This window comes from Citrobacter sp. RHB35-C17 (assembly GCF_013816795.1).
Lineage (GTDB): Bacteria > Pseudomonadota > Gammaproteobacteria > Enterobacterales > Enterobacteriaceae > Citrobacter_A > Citrobacter_A amalonaticus.
The window spans coordinates 2,952,083-2,967,800 of record NZ_CP057150.1 but is presented as its reverse complement, the minus strand read 5'-3'; the positions used below and the strand labels follow the sequence as shown (position 1 = coordinate 2,967,800).

At 56.0% G+C, this 15,718-nt stretch carries 16 protein-coding genes; 10 read left to right on the top strand and 6 right to left on the bottom strand.

The window, feature by feature from the left end; all coding sequences use genetic code 11:
* Window positions 1-49 precede the first annotated feature (49 nt).
* The 3 genes from HVZ37_RS14145 to HVZ37_RS14135 all read right to left on the bottom strand — a co-directional run bounded on the left by HVZ37_RS14145 (window position 50) and on the right by HVZ37_RS14135 (window position 2,180).
* Window positions 50-745 (bottom strand): CidB/LrgB family autolysis modulator, encoded by a 696-nt coding sequence (locus tag HVZ37_RS14145; RefSeq protein WP_044258648.1) that lies wholly within the window; start codon window positions 743-745, stop codon window positions 50-52.
* Window positions 742-1,140 carry a CidA/LrgA family protein gene (locus HVZ37_RS14140; protein ID WP_043000132.1) on the bottom strand — a complete coding sequence of 133 codons (399 nt, stop codon included), beginning with the start codon at window positions 1,138-1,140 and terminating at the stop codon, window positions 742-744. The genes HVZ37_RS14145 and HVZ37_RS14140 overlap by 4 nt, the downstream gene beginning before the upstream one ends.
* A 131-nt stretch (window positions 1,141-1,271) precedes the next feature.
* Window positions 1,272-2,180, bottom strand: a complete 909-nt coding sequence (locus HVZ37_RS14135; RefSeq protein WP_042317990.1) for a LysR substrate-binding domain-containing protein — start codon at window positions 2,178-2,180, stop codon at window positions 1,272-1,274.
* 126 nt (window positions 2,181-2,306) lie between these two features.
* On the opposite strand from HVZ37_RS14135, the gene HVZ37_RS14130 reads away from it, so the two are divergent.
* The 8 genes from HVZ37_RS14130 (at window position 2,307) to HVZ37_RS14095 (ending at window position 10,735) form a co-directional block, all read left to right on the top strand.
* Window positions 2,307-3,665: an aromatic acid/H+ symport family MFS transporter gene (locus HVZ37_RS14130; protein ID WP_043000133.1), complete on the top strand. Its 1,359-nt coding sequence runs from the start codon at window positions 2,307-2,309 to the stop codon at window positions 3,663-3,665.
* An 11-nt stretch (window positions 3,666-3,676) separates the two neighbouring features.
* Window positions 3,677-4,714 carry a gentisate 1,2-dioxygenase gene (gtdA, locus tag HVZ37_RS14125; RefSeq protein WP_043000134.1) on the top strand — a complete coding sequence of 346 codons (1,038 nt, stop codon included), beginning with the start codon at window positions 3,677-3,679 and terminating at the stop codon, window positions 4,712-4,714.
* 14 nt (window positions 4,715-4,728) lie between these two features.
* Window positions 4,729-5,430: a fumarylacetoacetate hydrolase family protein gene (locus HVZ37_RS14120; protein ID WP_181627631.1), complete on the top strand. Its 702-nt coding sequence runs from the start codon at window positions 4,729-4,731 to the stop codon at window positions 5,428-5,430.
* An 8-nt stretch (window positions 5,431-5,438) separates the two neighbouring features.
* Window positions 5,439-6,083 carry a maleylacetoacetate isomerase gene (gene maiA, locus HVZ37_RS14115; protein WP_043000136.1) on the top strand — a complete coding sequence of 215 codons (645 nt, stop codon included), beginning with the start codon at window positions 5,439-5,441 and terminating at the stop codon, window positions 6,081-6,083.
* Window positions 6,084-6,097: 14 nt separating this feature from the next.
* Window positions 6,098-7,291 (top strand): 3-hydroxybenzoate 6-monooxygenase, encoded by a 1,194-nt coding sequence (locus HVZ37_RS14110; RefSeq protein ID WP_043000137.1) that lies wholly within the window; start codon window positions 6,098-6,100, stop codon window positions 7,289-7,291.
* Between the two features lie 92 nt (window positions 7,292-7,383).
* Window positions 7,384-8,322 carry a tRNA dihydrouridine(16) synthase DusC gene (gene dusC, locus HVZ37_RS14105; RefSeq protein ID WP_044266169.1) on the top strand — a complete coding sequence of 313 codons (939 nt, stop codon included), beginning with the start codon at window positions 7,384-7,386 and terminating at the stop codon, window positions 8,320-8,322.
* 144 nt (window positions 8,323-8,466) lie between these two features.
* Window positions 8,467-9,906 (top strand): multidrug resistance outer membrane protein MdtQ, encoded by a 1,440-nt coding sequence (gene mdtQ / locus HVZ37_RS14100; RefSeq protein WP_181627630.1) that lies wholly within the window; start codon window positions 8,467-8,469, stop codon window positions 9,904-9,906.
* Between the two features lie 67 nt (window positions 9,907-9,973).
* Window positions 9,974-10,735: an SDR family oxidoreductase gene (locus HVZ37_RS14095; RefSeq protein ID WP_156594946.1), complete on the top strand. Its 762-nt coding sequence runs from the start codon at window positions 9,974-9,976 to the stop codon at window positions 10,733-10,735.
* 5 nt (window positions 10,736-10,740) lie between these two features.
* Here HVZ37_RS14095 and HVZ37_RS14090 read toward each other — a convergent pair whose 3' ends face one another.
* The gene (locus HVZ37_RS14090; RefSeq protein ID WP_099433304.1) at window positions 10,741-11,310 is read right to left on the bottom strand and encodes a DedA family protein; all 570 of its coding nucleotides are present in this window, start codon (window positions 11,308-11,310) and stop codon (window positions 10,741-10,743) included.
* A 163-nt stretch (window positions 11,311-11,473) separates the two neighbouring features.
* Here HVZ37_RS14090 and HVZ37_RS14085 point away from each other — a divergent pair, with 163 nt between their 5' ends.
* Both HVZ37_RS14085 and pbpG read left to right on the top strand, forming a co-directional pair.
* On the top strand, window positions 11,474-12,061 hold the full coding sequence (locus HVZ37_RS14085) for a Yip1 family protein (RefSeq protein WP_043000142.1): 588 nt from the start codon (window positions 11,474-11,476) through the stop codon (window positions 12,059-12,061).
* A gap of 165 nt (window positions 12,062-12,226) precedes the next feature.
* Window positions 12,227-13,174 carry a D-alanyl-D-alanine endopeptidase gene (gene pbpG / locus HVZ37_RS14080; RefSeq protein WP_054176006.1) on the top strand — a complete coding sequence of 316 codons (948 nt, stop codon included), beginning with the start codon at window positions 12,227-12,229 and terminating at the stop codon, window positions 13,172-13,174.
* On the opposite strand, the gene HVZ37_RS14075 is transcribed toward pbpG, so the two are convergent.
* Window positions 13,175-13,729, bottom strand: a complete 555-nt coding sequence (locus HVZ37_RS14075; protein ID WP_043000144.1) for a GNAT family N-acetyltransferase — start codon at window positions 13,727-13,729, stop codon at window positions 13,175-13,177.
* Window positions 13,730-13,841: 112 nt separating this feature from the next.
* The gene (dld, locus tag HVZ37_RS14070; RefSeq protein ID WP_044258660.1) at window positions 13,842-15,563 is read right to left on the bottom strand and encodes a D-lactate dehydrogenase; all 1,722 of its coding nucleotides are present in this window, start codon (window positions 15,561-15,563) and stop codon (window positions 13,842-13,844) included.
* Between the last annotated feature and the right edge of the window lie 155 nt (window positions 15,564-15,718).

Here is a 15,718-nt window from a genome sequence, read left to right as displayed (position 1 = left end):
TATGCAACTTATGAAACATAAATTAAAAATGCGCGACGTATCGCAAATTTTAGCCCACAACCGCGAGAATAACCGGAAACAGGAACGGGGCGATCAGCGAGGTAATAATCCCGCAAATCACCAGCGCCAGCGAACTGAATGCGCCTTCCTGATAATCCAGCTCCGCACAGCGGGCGGTGCCGAGGGCGTGGGACGCGGTGCCCATCGCCAGTCCGCGTGCGGCTTTGGTTTTAATGCGCATGGCGTTTAACAGGGTATGACCAAAGACGGCGCCGAGTATACCGACGAAAATCACGCACACGGCGCTGACCGCCGGAATGCCGCCGATGCTGCCGCCCACGGCCATCGCAATCGGCGTAGTGACGGATTTCGGTAAGACGGAGGCGGCGATTTCAGGCGTGGCGCCCATCAACAGCGCTACTGTGGTGCCGGTCACCATCGCCACAACGCTGCCAACAAAACAGATAGTAATGATTGACTTCCAGCGGGCGCGAATCTGATGCAGCTGTTCATACAGTGGATAGGCCAGCGCCACGACCGCCGGTTGCAGCAGGTCATTCAGCACTTCGCTACCTTTAAAATAGCTGTCGTAGGAGATGCCGGTCAGCAGGAGGAACGGGATAATCACCACCATCGCCACCAGCAGCGGATTCAGTAAGGGAAATTTAAACCGTGTCGCCAGTTTGCGCGCACCGAAAAAAACCGCCAGCGTCAGCGGTAAAGACCACCAGATTGACGACATCATTCTTTAGATCCTTCCTGACCCACCACTTTCCGTTCACCGTGAACAAGATGTGAACTCCAGCTCACGACCAGAAACACCACCAGCGTACTGATCGCACACGACACCACCACCGGGCCAAACTGCGCGCGCAGCAGATCGAAGTACTGCATCACGCCGACGCCAATCGGCACAAATAACAGCGCCATATAGCGAATCAGCACATAGCAGCCAGGATTCACCCATTTCGCCGGGATAATTTGCAGCGCCAGCAGCACAAACAGGATCAGCATCCCGATGATGCTGCCAGAAATGGCGACAGGCAGCAGGGACGCAATAAAAATGCCTGCATACAGACAGGCATAAATCAGCACGAAAGCGCGTAAGTATTGCCAGATGATATTCAGTGTCTTGCTCATGTTGAAATTCCTCGAAGCGACGGATTCATCATACAATTAAACTTTAAAACGTGCTATCGATCACATCATGAATTCTTAGCATACTGAACATAGACAGCGGGAACATTGGGCAATATCCCCAATACGTGATGCTAAACTTGTGCCAGCAGTTGCAGAAAACGACTCAGCGCGCTGGACGGCGTCTCATTATTGCGCCAGAACACGCCCACGCTGCCTTTTTGTTCAATCTTCGGTAGGTTGAGGATCACCAGCTGTCCCTGGCTGGCATAGCGCTGCGCCAGCCGTAAAGAAAGGATAGAGATCATATCGCTGCTTTGCAGCAGGTTAGTACTGACGTTCATCGATGCCGACTCGATGGTGTTCTCCGGCAACATCACTCCGTTATCGACCAGCGCGTTATCAATACTCAGGCGGATAGGCGTTCCCGTCGGCCAGACGATCCAGCGCCAGTGCGCTAGATCGGCCCAGCTCAGGGTGTCAAACTTCGCTAATGGATGGTGGGGACGGGCGACAAAGCAAACGGGTTCGGTATACAGCACCTGATAATTGAGCGGAAGCTGCAGTGCCCGCCCACCGACGCGGCCGACCACGACATCCACGGAACCGGCAAGCAGGTCGTGCAGCAGCGGCGTCATGACCTTTTCTTCAATGTTAAGGTGCAGCGTCGGCATCTCCACGAGCAGATTAAGGATCGCCTGCGACACACAGTCGGTCGCCACTGGCGAGCAGCCAATCTTCAGGCTCCCTACCAGCCCGCCTTCTTTAAAGCGTGCCATTTCATACTGTGAACGCTCCATGTCATTGATTAAGCGCTGGGCGTGTTGCAGCAGCAACTTGCCGCCTTCCGATGGGCGCAGGCCTTTACTGTGACGTTCAAAGAGCGTGATCCCCATCTCATCTTCGAGCTGTGACAGCCATTTCGACAGCGCGGGCTGGGTGATATTCATCATTCGTGCAACGTGCGTGAGATTCCCTTGTTCGCCCAGCGCCACCAGCATTTGCAGATGGTGCAGCTTCAGTTTTTGCGCCCAGTTTGCCATCAGCGATAACCTCCAGGTTATGTCTCTGCATGAAATGCCATTGTACATTTTATCGCCCAGTCTACAAACTCGTAACATACCAAAAACAAAACAACATCTGTCCCTACCTGCACCGAGGCATTCACTATGACTCAACGACGTGAACTACAAGCCCTGATCGATGCTGCTCCTGTCAGCAAGACACAGTGGCGGGTGATCATCTGCTGCTTTCTGGTGGTCATGCTTGATGGTTTTGATACCGCAGCCATTGGCTTTATTGCACCCGATATTCGTACCCACTGGCAGTTAACTGCCGGAGACCTCGCTCCGCTGTTTGGCGCAGGTCTGTTAGGACTTACCGCCGGCGCCTTACTTTGCGGACCGCTGTCTGACCGTTTCGGTCGCAAACGGGTGATTGAGCTCTGCGTGGCGTTGTTTGGTGCGCTGAGCCTGATCTCCGCCTTTTCGCCGGATTTGCAAACGCTGGTTATCCTGCGCTTTCTGACCGGTCTGGGCCTCGGCGGTGCCATGCCCAACACCATCACCATGACCTCTGAATACTTGCCCGCCCGCCGCCGCGGTGCGCTGGTCACCCTGATGTTCTGTGGCTTTACGCTCGGTTCAGCGATGGGCGGAATTGTCAGCGCGCAGCTGGTGCCGGTTATTGGTTGGCACGGGATCCTGGTCCTCGGCGGCGTGTTACCGCTGATGCTGTTCTTCGTCCTGCTCGCGGTCCTGCCGGAATCTCCACGCTGGCAGGTCCGTCGCCAGTTGCCGCAGGCAACCATCGCCAGAACGGTCAGCGCGATCACCGGCGAACGTTACGACAATACCCAGTTTTACCTCCAGGAGGCGGCGGCGATAGCCAAAGGCAGCATTCGTCAGCTGTTTGTTGGCCGCCAGTTGCCCATTACCCTGATGTTATGGGTGGTGTTCTTCATGAGTCTGTTAATCATCTATCTGCTGTCGAGCTGGATGCCGACGCTGTTGAACCATCGTGGGATTGACCTGCAGCAGGCTTCCTGGGTGACGGCGGCGTTCCAGATTGGCGGTACGCTCGGCGCGCTGGCATTGGGCGTGCTGATGGATAAACACAATCCCTTCCGGGTGCTGGCTACGAGCTACGCGCTGGGAGCGGTATGCATTGTCATGATTGGCCTGAGCGAAAACGGTTTATGGCTGATGGCGCTGGCGATTTTCGGTACCGGGGTAGGTATCAGCGGATCGCAGGTGGGCCTCAATGCCTTAACCGCCACGCTCTATCCCACCCAGAGTCGGGCGACGGGCGTGAGCTGGTCCAACGCGGTGGGGCGCTGCGGAGCGATTGTCGGTTCGCTTTCCGGCGGCGTGATGATGGCGATGAATTTCTCTTTCGACACCTTGTTTTTCATTATCGCTGTTCCGGCGGCCATTAGCGCGGTGATGTTAGCCGTACTTACGGTAGTTGTCCGCCAGTCAGCCTCTGTCCCTGATGCTATGCCGCACGCAAGCGTCGTGAACGAATAAGGAGAATCCCTATGTCAGACCATAATCAGGATGTTAAAAACAGCCGTCAGCAGTTTTACCAGCATATTTCGGGGCAGAACCTGACCCCGCTGTGGGAATCGCTGCATCATCTGGTTCCACAAACGCCGAATCCGACCTGTGCGCCAGCATACTGGAACTACCAGGAAATTCGTCCGCTGCTGCTGGAAAGCGGCAACCTGATTGGCGCGAAAGAGGCGATTCGTCGCGTGCTGGTACTGGAAAACCCGATGCTGCGCGGTCAGTCCTCTATTACGTCAACGCTCTATGCGGGACTGCAGCTCATCATGCCGGGCGAAGTCGCTCCCAGCCATCGTCATAACCAGTCGGCGTTACGCTTTATTGTGGAAGGGAAAGGGGCATTTACCGCCGTGGACGGTGAACGCACCCAGATGCACACCGGCGATTTTATTCTGACCCCGCAGTGGCAATGGCACGATCACGGTAACCCTGGCGATGAGCCGGTTGTCTGGCTGGACGGTCTGGATCTGCCGCTGGTGAACATTCTGGGCTGTGGCTTTGCCGAGGATTACCCGGAAGATCAGCAGCCGGTTTCACGCAAAGAGGGCGACTATCTGCCGCGCTATGCCGCCAATATGTTGCCGCTGCGCCATCAGAAAGGCAATTCATCGCCAATTTTCAACTATCGCTATGACCGCAGCCGCGACGCGCTGCACGACCTGACCCGTCTGGGCGATGCCGACGAGTGGGATGGCTACAAAATGCGCTATGTCAACCCGGTAACCGGCGGCTACCCGATGCCATCGATGGGGACGTTCCTGCAACTGTTACCAAAAGGCTTTACCTCGCGGGTGGCGCGTACCACTGACAGCACCATTTATCACGTGGTTGAAGGGGCGGGTGATGTCACCGTCGGCAACGAGACGTTCCATTTCTCAGCCAAAGATATTTTTGTGGTTCCGACCTGGCACGGCGTGTCATTCAAAACCACTGATGAGACCGTTTTATTCAGTTTTTCGGACCGACCGGTACAGGAAGCCCTCGGGTTGTTCCGCGAAGCCCGCTATTAATTTGGGAGAGAACCATGACTCAGTATGTATTTACACCACAGGCCCCCGTTACTGTCCCGGTTGTCGGCAGCGATGCGCAGTTCCCCGTCCGTCGCGTGTACTGCGTGGGGCGTAACTACGCCGCCCATGCCCGCGAAATGGGGTTTGATCCGGACCGTGAGCCGCCGTTCTTTTTCTGTAAGCCTGCCGATGCGATTGTGCCGGTTGCCGCAGGCGAAACGTTAGCGCTGCCATACCCGGCGCAAACGGATAACTATCACTATGAAATTGAGCTGGTGGTCGCCATCGGCAAAAAGGGCAGCGATATCCCGTTAGAAAACGCTCATGAGTATATCTGGGGCTATGCCACCGGACTGGACATGACCCGCCGCGATCGCCAGATGGAGATGCGTCAGATGGGACGTCCGTGGGAAATCGGCAAAGCGTTCGATCTCTCTGCGCCCATCGCGCCGCTGCATAAAGCGGATGAAATTGCGGATATCACCTCTGCGCCCATCTGGTTACAGGTGAATGGCGACGATCATCAGCGCAGCGACATTCGCCATCTGATCTGGTCGGTAAATGAAACGATCAGCTATCTGTCCGGCTTCTTCGAACTGCAACCGGGCGACCTGATCTTCACCGGCACGCCGGAAGGCGTGGGTGCCGTAGTGAAAGGGGATGTGATCACCGGAGGCGTGGACGGACTGACGCCTATCGCTGTGAAGATTGTCTGAGGTGATGTATGAAGCTGTACAGTTTTTTTAACAGTTCGGCGTCGTACCGCGTGCGTATCGCGCTGGCATTAAAGGGCATCGACTACCACACGGTGGGCGTCAATATCCGTATTGGGCAGCAAAATGAACTGGCCTACCGGCGGATGAATCCGGTGGGGCTGGTACCAACGCTGGTAACCGATGATGGCGAAGCGCTGGGCCAGTCGCTGGCGATTATCGACTGGCTGGACCGGCATTTTCCGCAATCACGCTTGCTGCCCGTCAGCGATCCGGCGCGCACGCAGGTGCTGGAGATTGTCTATGCCATCGCTTGCGATATTCATCCGGTTAATAACCTGCGGGTGCTGCGCTATCTGAGCGAGGAACTGAAGGTCAGTGAAGAAGAGAAAAAACGCTGGTACGCGCACTGGATCCAGCAGGGGTTAAGCGCCGTTGAGCAGCTACTGCGTCAGAGTCAGTCGCAGAACTTCTGCGTGGGTAATGCACCGACGCTTGCCGACTGCTGTCTGGTCCCGCAATGGGCGAATGCGTTAAGAATGGGGTGCGATCTGAGCGGCTATCCGCGCTGCAAAGCCGTGTATGACGCCTGCACACAGCTCCCGGCGTTCATCGCCGCCGCCCCGGAAAATCAACAAGATAAAATCTCAGCCTGAGAAGGAGAATGACAATGGCTAAAGTGACGAGCGCAATTATTGTCGGCGGCGGAATTGGCGGGGCAGCCACCGCGCTTTCGCTGGCGCGTCAGGGTATCAAAGTGATGCTGCTGGAAAAAGCCCATGAAATTGGTGAGATCGGCGCGGGCATTCAGCTCGGTCCCAACGCCTTCTCTGCGCTGGACAGCCTCGGCGTCGGCGACGTCGCGCGTCAGCGTGCGGTGTTTACCGACCACATTACCATGATGGATGCCGTGAACGCGGAAGAAGTGGTGCACATCGAGACCGGGCAGGCCTTTCGCGACCACTTCGGCGGTCCGTATGCGGTCATCCACCGGGTCGATATTCACGCTTCCGTCTGGGAATCCGTACTGACTCATCCAAACGTTGAGTACCGGACCTCGACCAATGTGGTCGACATTCGCCAGACGGCGGACGACGTAACGGTGTTCGACGAGCAGGGGAATAGCTGGACCGCTGATATTCTGGTCGGTTGTGATGGCGTGAAGTCGGTGGTGCGTCAGAGTTTGCTGGGCGATTCGCCGCGCGTGACCGGACACGTCGTTTACCGTGCGGTGATTGACTGTGCGGACATGCCGGAAGACCTGCGCATTAACGCGCCAGTGCTCTGGGCCGGGCCGCATTGCCACCTCGTGCACTACCCGCTGCGCGGTGGCAAGCAGTACAACCTGGTCGTCACCTTCCACAGCCGCCAGCAGGAGGAGTGGGGCGTGAAAGACGGCAGTAAGGAAGAGGTGCTGTCGTATTTCGCCGGGATCCATCCGCGCCCGCGGCAGATGCTGGATAAACCCACGACCTGGCGTCGCTGGTCAACCGCCGATCGCGAACCGGTAGAGAAATGGGGCACTGAGCGCATCACGCTGGTGGGCGATGCCGCGCACCCGGTGGCGCAGTACATGGCGCAGGGTGCCTGTATGGCGCTGGAAGATGCTGTGACGCTGGGTAAAGCGCTGGAGCAGTGCGATGGCGATGCGGCGAAAGCCTTTGCGCTGTATGAGTCGGTACGCATTCCACGCACGGCGCGCATCGTCTGGTCGACGCGCGAAATGGGGCGCGTGTATCACGCAGCAGGCGTGGAGCGTCAGGTGCGAAACCTGTTGTGGAAAGGTAAATCGCAGGCGGAGTTTTATCGCGGCATGGAATGGCTGTACGGCTGGAAAGAAGATAACTGTCTTCTGCCACGCTGAGAAAACAGGCGCTTTGCGCCGTCATCCGGCAAAAGGTTTTGCTCATCGCACAGAGGCGCTATGATAGCGCCTCTTTTTTTGCGGATAACGATATGCGTGTTTTACTGGCGCCGATGGAAGGCGTACTTGATTCACTGGTGCGTGAACTTCTGACGGAAGTGAATGACTACGATCTTTGCATCACCGAATTTGTGCGCGTGGTGGATCAACTCTTGCCAGTAAAAGTCTTTCATCGACTCTGTCCCGAACTGCTCAACGGCAGCCGGACTCCATCCGGCACCTTAGTGCGCGTGCAACTGTTAGGGCAGTATCCCCAGTGGCTGGCGGAAAATGCCGCCCGCGCCGTGGAACTCGGTTCTTACGGTGTTGATCTTAACTGCGGGTGTCCGTCAAAAATGGTCAACGGCAGCGGCGGCGGTGCGACGCTGCTGAAGGACCCGGAACTCATCTATCAGGGCGCGAAAGCGATGCGTGAAGCGGTGCCGGCGCATCTGCCGGTGACGGTGAAAGTGCGTCTGGGCTGGGACAGCGGCGACAAAAAGTTTGAGATTGCAGATGCCGTCCAGCAAGCCGGGGCGAGTGAACTGGTTGTACACGGGCGCACCAAAGAGCAGGGCTATAAGGCGGAACATATCAACTGGCAGGCGATTGGCGAAATTCGCGAGCGACTGTCTATTCCGGTGGTTGCCAATGGTGAAATCTGGGACTGGCAAAGCGCCCAGGAATGCCTGGCCGTCAGTGGCTGTGACGCGGTGATGATTGGCCGCGGGGCACTGAACATTCCCAACCTCAGCCGGGTGGTGAAGTATAACGAGCCGCGAATGCCATGGCCGCAGGTTGTCGAACTGCTGAAAAAGTATACCCGTCTGGAAAAACAGGGCGACACCGGTTTATATCATGTCGCGCGTATTAAACAATGGCTGGGCTATTTGCGAAAAGAATATGAAGAAGCCACGGACGTCTTCCAGTCTATCCGCGCGTTAAATAATTCACCGGATATTGCCCGCGCGATCCAGTCGATAGAAATTTAATATTATTGAGCTGCATATATTCTGCTTGGATATATTTTGCCAGGTGTGACTTTTCATTGCTGAAGATGTTATGCCACGCGTAACTAAAAAAGCGCGCACAACAACGGGTAAGCTCCGCGCACCTTTTCTTATCAGAATATTTTAATGACTCGTTACTCTTTTCACGCGCTGAAAGCGGGCTTTCCGCTGGTTATTCTGCTCGCGGGATGTGCTCCCATGCATGACACTCAACAGACGCTGACTCAACAACTTCCCGCTTCTCACGTAGATTCGGCGCTGCCGTCAGCGTTGAAGAACGGGTGGCCCGGAAGCCAGTGGTGGCACGATTATCATGACGCACAGTTGAACGAGTTAGTGAAGAACGCACTTTCCCGTTCTCCGGATATGCAGGTGGCGGAACAGCAAATCAGACTGGCCGAAGCGCAGGCTAAAGCCGTTGAAGCCCAGGACGGGCCGCAGGTCGATTTCTCCGCCAATGCCGAACGGCAGAAAATGTCCGCGGAAGGCATCATGGGGCCGTTTGCCCTGAACGATCCGGCCGCAGGCACGACGGGGCCGTGGTACACCAACGGTACGTTTGGCCTGACGGCCGGTTGGGATCTCGATTTATGGGGCAAGAACCGCGCGGAAGTGACCGCGCGCATCGGGGCGGTGAAAGTGCGGGAAGCCGAGCGTGAGCAAACCCGTCAACTGTTAGCCAGCGGCGTGACGCGGCTTTACTGGGAGTGGCAGACCGAGGCGGCGCTGAGCAAACTGCTGACCCAAATTGAACGGGAACAGCGTAACATCATTGCTAGCGATCGCCAGTTGTACAATAACGGCATCACCTCTTCGGTAGAAGGCGTGGAAACGGATATCGATGACAGTAAAACCCAGCAGCAGTTGAATGAGGTTGCCGGGAAGATGAAGGTGATTGAGGCGCGTCTGAGCGCGCTGACCAACACGCAGTCGGCGGCGCTGAAGCTGCATCCGGTGAGCCTGCCAAAAGTGGAAAGCCAGTTACCGACGCAGCTGGGCTACTCCTTACTGGCGCGCAGAGCGGATTTACAGGCGGCGCACTGGGTGATCGAATCGTCAATGAGCAGCGTGGAGGCGGCGAAGGCGGCGTTCTACCCCGACGTCAATCTGATGGCCTTTTTGCAACAGGATGCGCTGCATCTGAGCGATCTGTTCCGCAGTTCCGCCCAGCAGATGGGCGTGACCGCAGGCCTGACGCTGCCGATCTTCGACAGTGGCAGACTAAATGCCAACCTTGATATCGCTCAGGCGCAGAACAATTTGTCGATCGCCCGTTATAACAAAGCCGTCGTTGATGCGGTAAATGACGTGGCGCGCACGGCCAGTCAGGTGGCGACGCTGATGCAGAAAAATCAGCATCAGCAGCAGATTGAACATGACGCCGATCGAGTGGTCAGCCTGGCGCAGGCGCGCTATAACGCCGGGATTATCGCAGGCTCTCTCGTTAGCAAGGCCAGAATTCCCGCGCTGCGCGAGCAGAGTAACGGCCTGATTTTGCAGGGGCAGTGGCTGGATGCCTCCATCCAGCTTACCAGCGCGCTCGGCGGCGGTTACCATCATTCCTGATTATTTCGGTTGCTTCGAAGAGAGTTTCTATACTTAAGGCTCAGTTCTGTTGCAACCGGAGGATGATATGGCAAAAGCAGCAATCGTGACGGCTTCCGATTCAGGTATTGGCAAGGCGTGCGCCCTTCAGTTAGCGAAAGCGGGATTTGATATCGGCATCACCTGGCATTCAGACGAGCAGGGAGCGCGTGATACCGCCCGTGAGGTGGAAAGTCATGGCGTCCGGGCGGAGACCCTTCAACTGGACCTGAGCCAGCTGCCGCAAGGTGCACAGGTGCTGGAACATCTGATTGCGCGCTTTGGCCGGATCGACGTGCTGGTCAATAACGCGGGAACGATGAGCAAATCCGCATTCCTGGAGACCTCCTTTGACGACTGGCGGCAGATATTTACGGTCGATGTCGATGGGGCGTTTCTCTGCTCACAGCTGGCGGCCCGCAAGATGGTGAAGCAGGGACAGGGGGGGCGCATTATCAATATTACCTCGGTGCACGAACATACCCCGTTACCTGAGGCCAGTGCCTACACGGCGGCGAAACATGCTCTCGGCGGACTCACCAAAGCCATGGCGCTTGAGCTGGTCCGCCATAACATTCTGGTTAACGCTGTGGCGCCTGGGGCGATAGCCACGCCGATGAATGATATGGATGACAGTGACGTTAAGCCGGGAACCGAGCCGTCAATCCCGCTGGGAAGACCTGGGTCGACGCGGGAAATCGCCAGTCTGGTCGCCTGGCTGTGCTCGGAAGAGGCGGGTTATACCACCGGGCAATCGTTTATTGTGGATGGGGGATTTATGCTGGCCAATCCCCAGTTCAGGCCGGAATAACCCGCTTACCCCACCTGTTTACGGCTGCGGCGCTTCAACCACCAGCGAACGCTGATCACCAGCACCACCGCCAGAATCAGCCAGATCCAATGTTTGAGATGCTGATCGAGATGATGCAACCATGGCGCGACCACTTCACCTCCTGCATAACCCAGGGTGGTGAAGATCAGCGCCCAGACCAGCGCGCCGAGGATATTCAGCGGTAAAAAAATCTTTGGCGGCAGATGGCTGGCGCCAATCAACAGCGGGCCAATCACGCGAAACCCGTACATAAAGCGGGTGCCGATCACGAACAGATACGGGCGACGCTGGATCATCTTCTGCGCCTGACGAATTTTGTCACGATGACGTGCAAAGCGGCGCAGGATCCTGCCACCAAAGCGGCGTCCCAGCAGATACAGTAACTGATCGCCTATCATGCCGCCTAAGGCCACGGCCACGACCACGAGGGGGAACTTGAGTAATCCCTGATGCGCCGCTACGCCCCCCAGCAGAGTAATGGTTTCGCCTTCCGCCAGACTTCCAACCACCAGCGCGGCATAACCGTATTGCGCAATAAGACTGTTTATATCCATACGTATGTATGACCTCCACAATGGTAAGCATACACCCTCTGAATTCGTGATGCTCAAAAAGGGCCATCAGGCGCGGCGGCATTTCTTTATCTGTACAATAAATAATCGCAAAGCTGAATTATACTTGAAGTGTTAGGTTCACAGCTGACAACAAGGGGGCGGTATGAACCATGTCTGGGGGCTGTTTTCTCATCCCAATCGTGAAATGCAGGTGATCAACAGCGAGAACGAAACGGTTTCGCATCACTACACCCACCATGTGCTTTTGATGGCGGCCATCCCGGTCATTTGTGCCTTCATTGGTACGACGCAAATCGGCTGGAATTTTGGCGACGGCACTGTCCTGAAGCTTTCTCTGTTTACGGGCCTGGTGCTGGCTGTTCTGTTCTATGCCGTGATGCTGGCGGGCGTGGCGATCATGGGGCGCGTGATCTGGTGGATGGCGCGGAGTTATCCGCAGCGTCCGTCTTTGACGCACTGTATGGTGTTTGCCGGTTATGTGGCGACGCCGCTGTTTCTTAGCGGTCTGGTGGCGCTGTATCCGCTGGTGTGGCTTTGCGCATTTGTCGGGACGGTAGCGTTGTTCTATACCGGCTATCTGCTCTATGTAGGCATTCCGACATTCCTGAATATCAATAAGGACGAAGGGCTGAGCTTCTCCAGTTCAACCCTGGCTATCGGCGTACTGGTACTGGAAGTGCTGCTGGCGCTGACCGTCATCCTCTGGGGATACGGCTATCGCTTGTTCTGATTATCGTGCTGCGTTGCTGGTGTAAAAGCCAGCAACGCAGCATTTCCTGACGATTCTCTTCTGGCGGCAAGGTCATTAGCTCGCTATGATTCCACTGCTAGCCTGAGCCATCCTGACTTCGGCGGTGCGTGTCATCACGCGTGAATCATTTTCTGAAATCTCATCATGCTGAAATTCCGAGTTTCCATACTGAGCCTGGCGCTGATGCTGGCTGTGCCTTATGCGCCGCAAGCGCTGGCAAAAACGGCGGCGGCTGCCGCGGCGTCTCAACCTGAGATTGCCTCCGGTAGCGCGATGATCGTGGATCTGAACACCAATAAGGTGATCTATTCGAACCATCCGGACCTGGTGCGTCCGATTGCGTCGATAACCAAATTAATGACGGCGATGGTGGTGCTTGATGCACGGCTGCCGCTGAACGAAAAACTGAAAGTGGATATCAGCCAGACGCCAGAGATGAAAGGGATCTACTCTCGCGTGCGGCTAAACAGTGAAATCAGCCGTAAAGATATGTTACTGCTGGCGCTGATGTCCTCGGAAAACCGGGCCGCAGCAAGCCTGGCGCACCATTATCCGGGCGGCTATAACGCCTTTATTAAGGCGATGAACGCGAAGGCAAAAGCGCTGGGCATGACCCAGACGCGTTTTGTGGAACCAACCGGTTTGTCGATTCACAACGTGTCGACCGCGCGCGATCTCACCAAACTGCTGATCGCCAGCAAGCAGTATCCGCTGATTGGACAACTGAGCACCACGCGTGAAGATATGGCGACCTTCGCCAACCCGGCGTATACACTGCCGTTTCGCAATACCAACCATCTGGTGTATCGCGACAACTGGAATATTCAGCTCACTAAAACTGGTTTCACCAACGCCGCAGGGCATTGCCTGGTGATGCGCACGGTAATCAACAATAAACCGGTGGCGCTGGTGGTGATGGATGCATTCGGCAAGTACACCCATTTTGCCGATGCCAGTCGTTTACGCACGTGGATCGAAACCGGGAAAGTGATGCCGGTTCCGGCGGCGGCATTGAGCTATAAAAAGCAAAAAGCCGCACAGATGGCTGCAACGGGCGGCAATGCGGGTGAGCAGACCGCGCAAAACGATTAATTACTCCGGCAGCGTCCAGTCACCTTCGTTGAGTGGGCGCTGCATAATCAACGTATCCCGCCAGTCTCCTTTCTTATACCCGACGCTACGCAATTGTCCGGCAATCTCGAAACCGTGTTTTTTATGCAACCGCAGCGACCCGGGATTGTTATGCCCGTCGCCAATCACCGCCACCATCTGCCGCCATGGCCCTTCCTCGCAGCGGGTGATTAACGTCTGCATCAGCAGGCTGCCAATGCCGCGTCCGGTCATGCTGGCATCGACATAAATCGACTCTTCCAGGGTATAGCGATAGGCCGGGCGCGGGCGATATTGTGTGGCGTAGCAATAACCGACAACCACGCCGCGATAGAGCGCCACCAGCCACGGCAGACCATACTGCGCGACCGTACGCATACGTCGGCGCATCTCATCGATCGTCGGAGGCGTTTCTTCAAAAGAGGCGCGGCCATTCAACACATGCCACGCATATAACGAGGAGATCGCCTCTACGTCGTCGGGCAGCGCGTCGCGCACCGCAATATCGTTATCAGAAAGCGTATCGGCAACAGACATGGTTCTCACCTTTGCGAAGAAAACCGGAGTCCTCACGACTCCGGTACATCTGCTTACTTTTGCACGATATTTCGTGCAAATCCAGCCTGCGCCATTAAGCAGTTTACTGGAGTTAATCAGAAGAGGGGACTTTCCAGAATTTCTGCTTACTGGTCTTGCCTATTCCGGGATTCATACTATTGGTCGGGTCATTTTCGCGATAAAAACGGGTCAGCGCGGGCGGTGCTTCATACAGATGCCCGACGTTATGCTCTGCCGGATATTGCGCACCGCGCTGTTGCAGCAGTTCCAGCATTTGCTCTTTCAACGCGTGAGCATCCACGCCTTTCTTCACGATGTAATCCTGGTGGAAGACATAGCACATAAAGTGACCGTAATAGAGTTTATGTACCAGTTGGCTGTCGATTTCCGCCGGCAAATGTTCATACCATTCGGTGTCATTGCGGCGCAGGGCGATATCCAGCGCCAGAATATCCTCCACCTCATCGGCATGAACCGCCTGGTAGCGAATCGCTGCGCCAGCGGCTGCAAAGCGGTGCAGGAAGGCCTTGCTGCCTTCTTCCGGCGTGCAGGCAAAGAAGTCGCCTTCTGCGGTTTTAAAAAATTCCGTGAGCCAGTTTTGCGCTTCAGCGACGCCATCGCCCGCCATTTTTAACAGCAGATGATGTTCATATTTATCGCGCCAGCTTTTCATGCGCGGCGGCAGATGACTCGGGAACAGGTGACCAAACTTTTGCATCGCGCGGTCGGTAAAGTGCGGACGGAAGAATTTCACCTTTTCCAGCATCGCATCGGTGCGGCCCTTCAGCGTGAAGAAGAACGGCATTTTGTCGGTGCCGAGCTTGTCAATCATCAGGAAGGTGTCTTTGCCGTACTGTTCAGCAATGTCGTAGATATCGCGGTGCATGTATTCACCCGCGACCGGCAGATTGTCGAACGTCGACAGAATATGGCGACGGAGCGCTGTCAGCACCTCGGGTTGGTTGGTGCCAATGTAAAATACCTGCTGGTTTTTTTCCGCTTCAAAGGTGTCGAGACGCACGGCGAAGACCGCCAGTTTCCCGGCGCAGCCGGAGGACTCGAACAGGCGCTCCGGGTCAGCGTTATAGCGCGCGGGGGTGTCGGCATCAATGTCTCTGACGCGGGTGACGTAGTCGTGGTCATGCGCATGACGCCCGTCGTGGCGGACATTTTCCTCTTTGATCCGCTCATCGTCCAATTGACTCAGGATCTGCTCCGGCGTTTGCCCCAGATCGATCCCCAAATGGTTAACCAGTTGCAGCTTGCCGTTTTCATCAATGCGGGCAAACAGGGACATTTCGGTATACGCTGGGCCTCTTTGCACCAGCGAGCCACCGGAGTTATTACAGATCCCACCAATGACCGACGCGCCGATACATGATGAGCCAATCACCGAGTGCGGTTCACGCCCCAGGGGTTTCAGCGCTTTTTCCAGTGAGTACAGCGTGGTACCTGGATACGCCAATACCTGCTCGCCTTTGCCCAACACGTGCAGTTTGTCGAGGCGCAGGGTGCTGATAATCACAATCTCGCGGTCATAGTCATTGCCGTTCGGCGTGGAACCTTCGGTCAGGCCGGTATTGGCGGCCTGCATCAGGATAATTTTATCGGCGTTGACGCAGGCGTTCAGCACGCGCCAGAGTTCCAGCAGCGATCCGGGAAAGACCACCGCCAGGGCGTCGCCCTGACCGGAACGGAAGCCCTTGCGATAGCGGGCGGTTTTAGCCGGTTCGGTAAGCAGGTGTGAATGTCCCACCAGACGGGCGAGCTCATTCAGGAAGGTTTTATTATCAGTTGTTGTAATGGAAGACATTTTCCACTCCTTGTGGTGGGACAAAATATCAGGTTCAAGCATAGCGCTTTGTATGACAATACGCTTTCTCATTCACGCTGTCTTTGAATTGGCGGCGTTGAAAATTAAGAGAATAACCTTAGCTTTCTGCCGCGCTGCCGTTTAGGCTTATGGCA

What these genes read in the sequence shown, in the direction of transcription:
- HVZ37_RS14145 (WP_044258648.1), bottom strand. Translation starts at nt 745, where the DNA reads ATGATGTCGTCAATCTGGTGGTCTTTACCGCTGACGCTGGCGGTTTTT.
- HVZ37_RS14140 (WP_043000132.1), bottom strand. Translation starts at nt 1,140, where the DNA reads ATGAGCAAGACACTGAATATCATCTGGCAATACTTACGCGCTTTCGTG.
- HVZ37_RS14135 (WP_042317990.1), bottom strand. Translation starts at nt 2,180, where the DNA reads ATGGCAAACTGGGCGCAAAAACTGAAGCTGCACCATCTGCAAATGCTG.
- HVZ37_RS14130 (WP_043000133.1), top strand. Translation starts at nt 2,307, where the DNA reads ATGACTCAACGACGTGAACTACAAGCCCTGATCGATGCTGCTCCTGTC.
- gtdA (WP_043000134.1), top strand. Translation starts at nt 3,677, where the DNA reads ATGTCAGACCATAATCAGGATGTTAAAAACAGCCGTCAGCAGTTTTAC.
- HVZ37_RS14120 (WP_181627631.1), top strand. Translation starts at nt 4,729, where the DNA reads ATGACTCAGTATGTATTTACACCACAGGCCCCCGTTACTGTCCCGGTT.
- maiA (WP_043000136.1), top strand. Translation starts at nt 5,439, where the DNA reads ATGAAGCTGTACAGTTTTTTTAACAGTTCGGCGTCGTACCGCGTGCGT.
- HVZ37_RS14110 (WP_043000137.1), top strand. Translation starts at nt 6,098, where the DNA reads ATGGCTAAAGTGACGAGCGCAATTATTGTCGGCGGCGGAATTGGCGGG.
- dusC (WP_044266169.1), top strand. Translation starts at nt 7,384, where the DNA reads ATGCGTGTTTTACTGGCGCCGATGGAAGGCGTACTTGATTCACTGGTG.
- mdtQ (WP_181627630.1), top strand. Translation starts at nt 8,467, where the DNA reads ATGACTCGTTACTCTTTTCACGCGCTGAAAGCGGGCTTTCCGCTGGTT.
- HVZ37_RS14095 (WP_156594946.1), top strand. Translation starts at nt 9,974, where the DNA reads ATGGCAAAAGCAGCAATCGTGACGGCTTCCGATTCAGGTATTGGCAAG.
- HVZ37_RS14090 (WP_099433304.1), bottom strand. Translation starts at nt 11,310, where the DNA reads ATGGATATAAACAGTCTTATTGCGCAATACGGTTATGCCGCGCTGGTG.
- HVZ37_RS14085 (WP_043000142.1), top strand. Translation starts at nt 11,474, where the DNA reads ATGAACCATGTCTGGGGGCTGTTTTCTCATCCCAATCGTGAAATGCAG.
- pbpG (WP_054176006.1), top strand. Translation starts at nt 12,227, where the DNA reads ATGCTGAAATTCCGAGTTTCCATACTGAGCCTGGCGCTGATGCTGGCT.
- HVZ37_RS14075 (WP_043000144.1), bottom strand. Translation starts at nt 13,729, where the DNA reads ATGTCTGTTGCCGATACGCTTTCTGATAACGATATTGCGGTGCGCGAC.
- dld (WP_044258660.1), bottom strand. Translation starts at nt 15,563, where the DNA reads ATGTCTTCCATTACAACAACTGATAATAAAACCTTCCTGAATGAGCTC.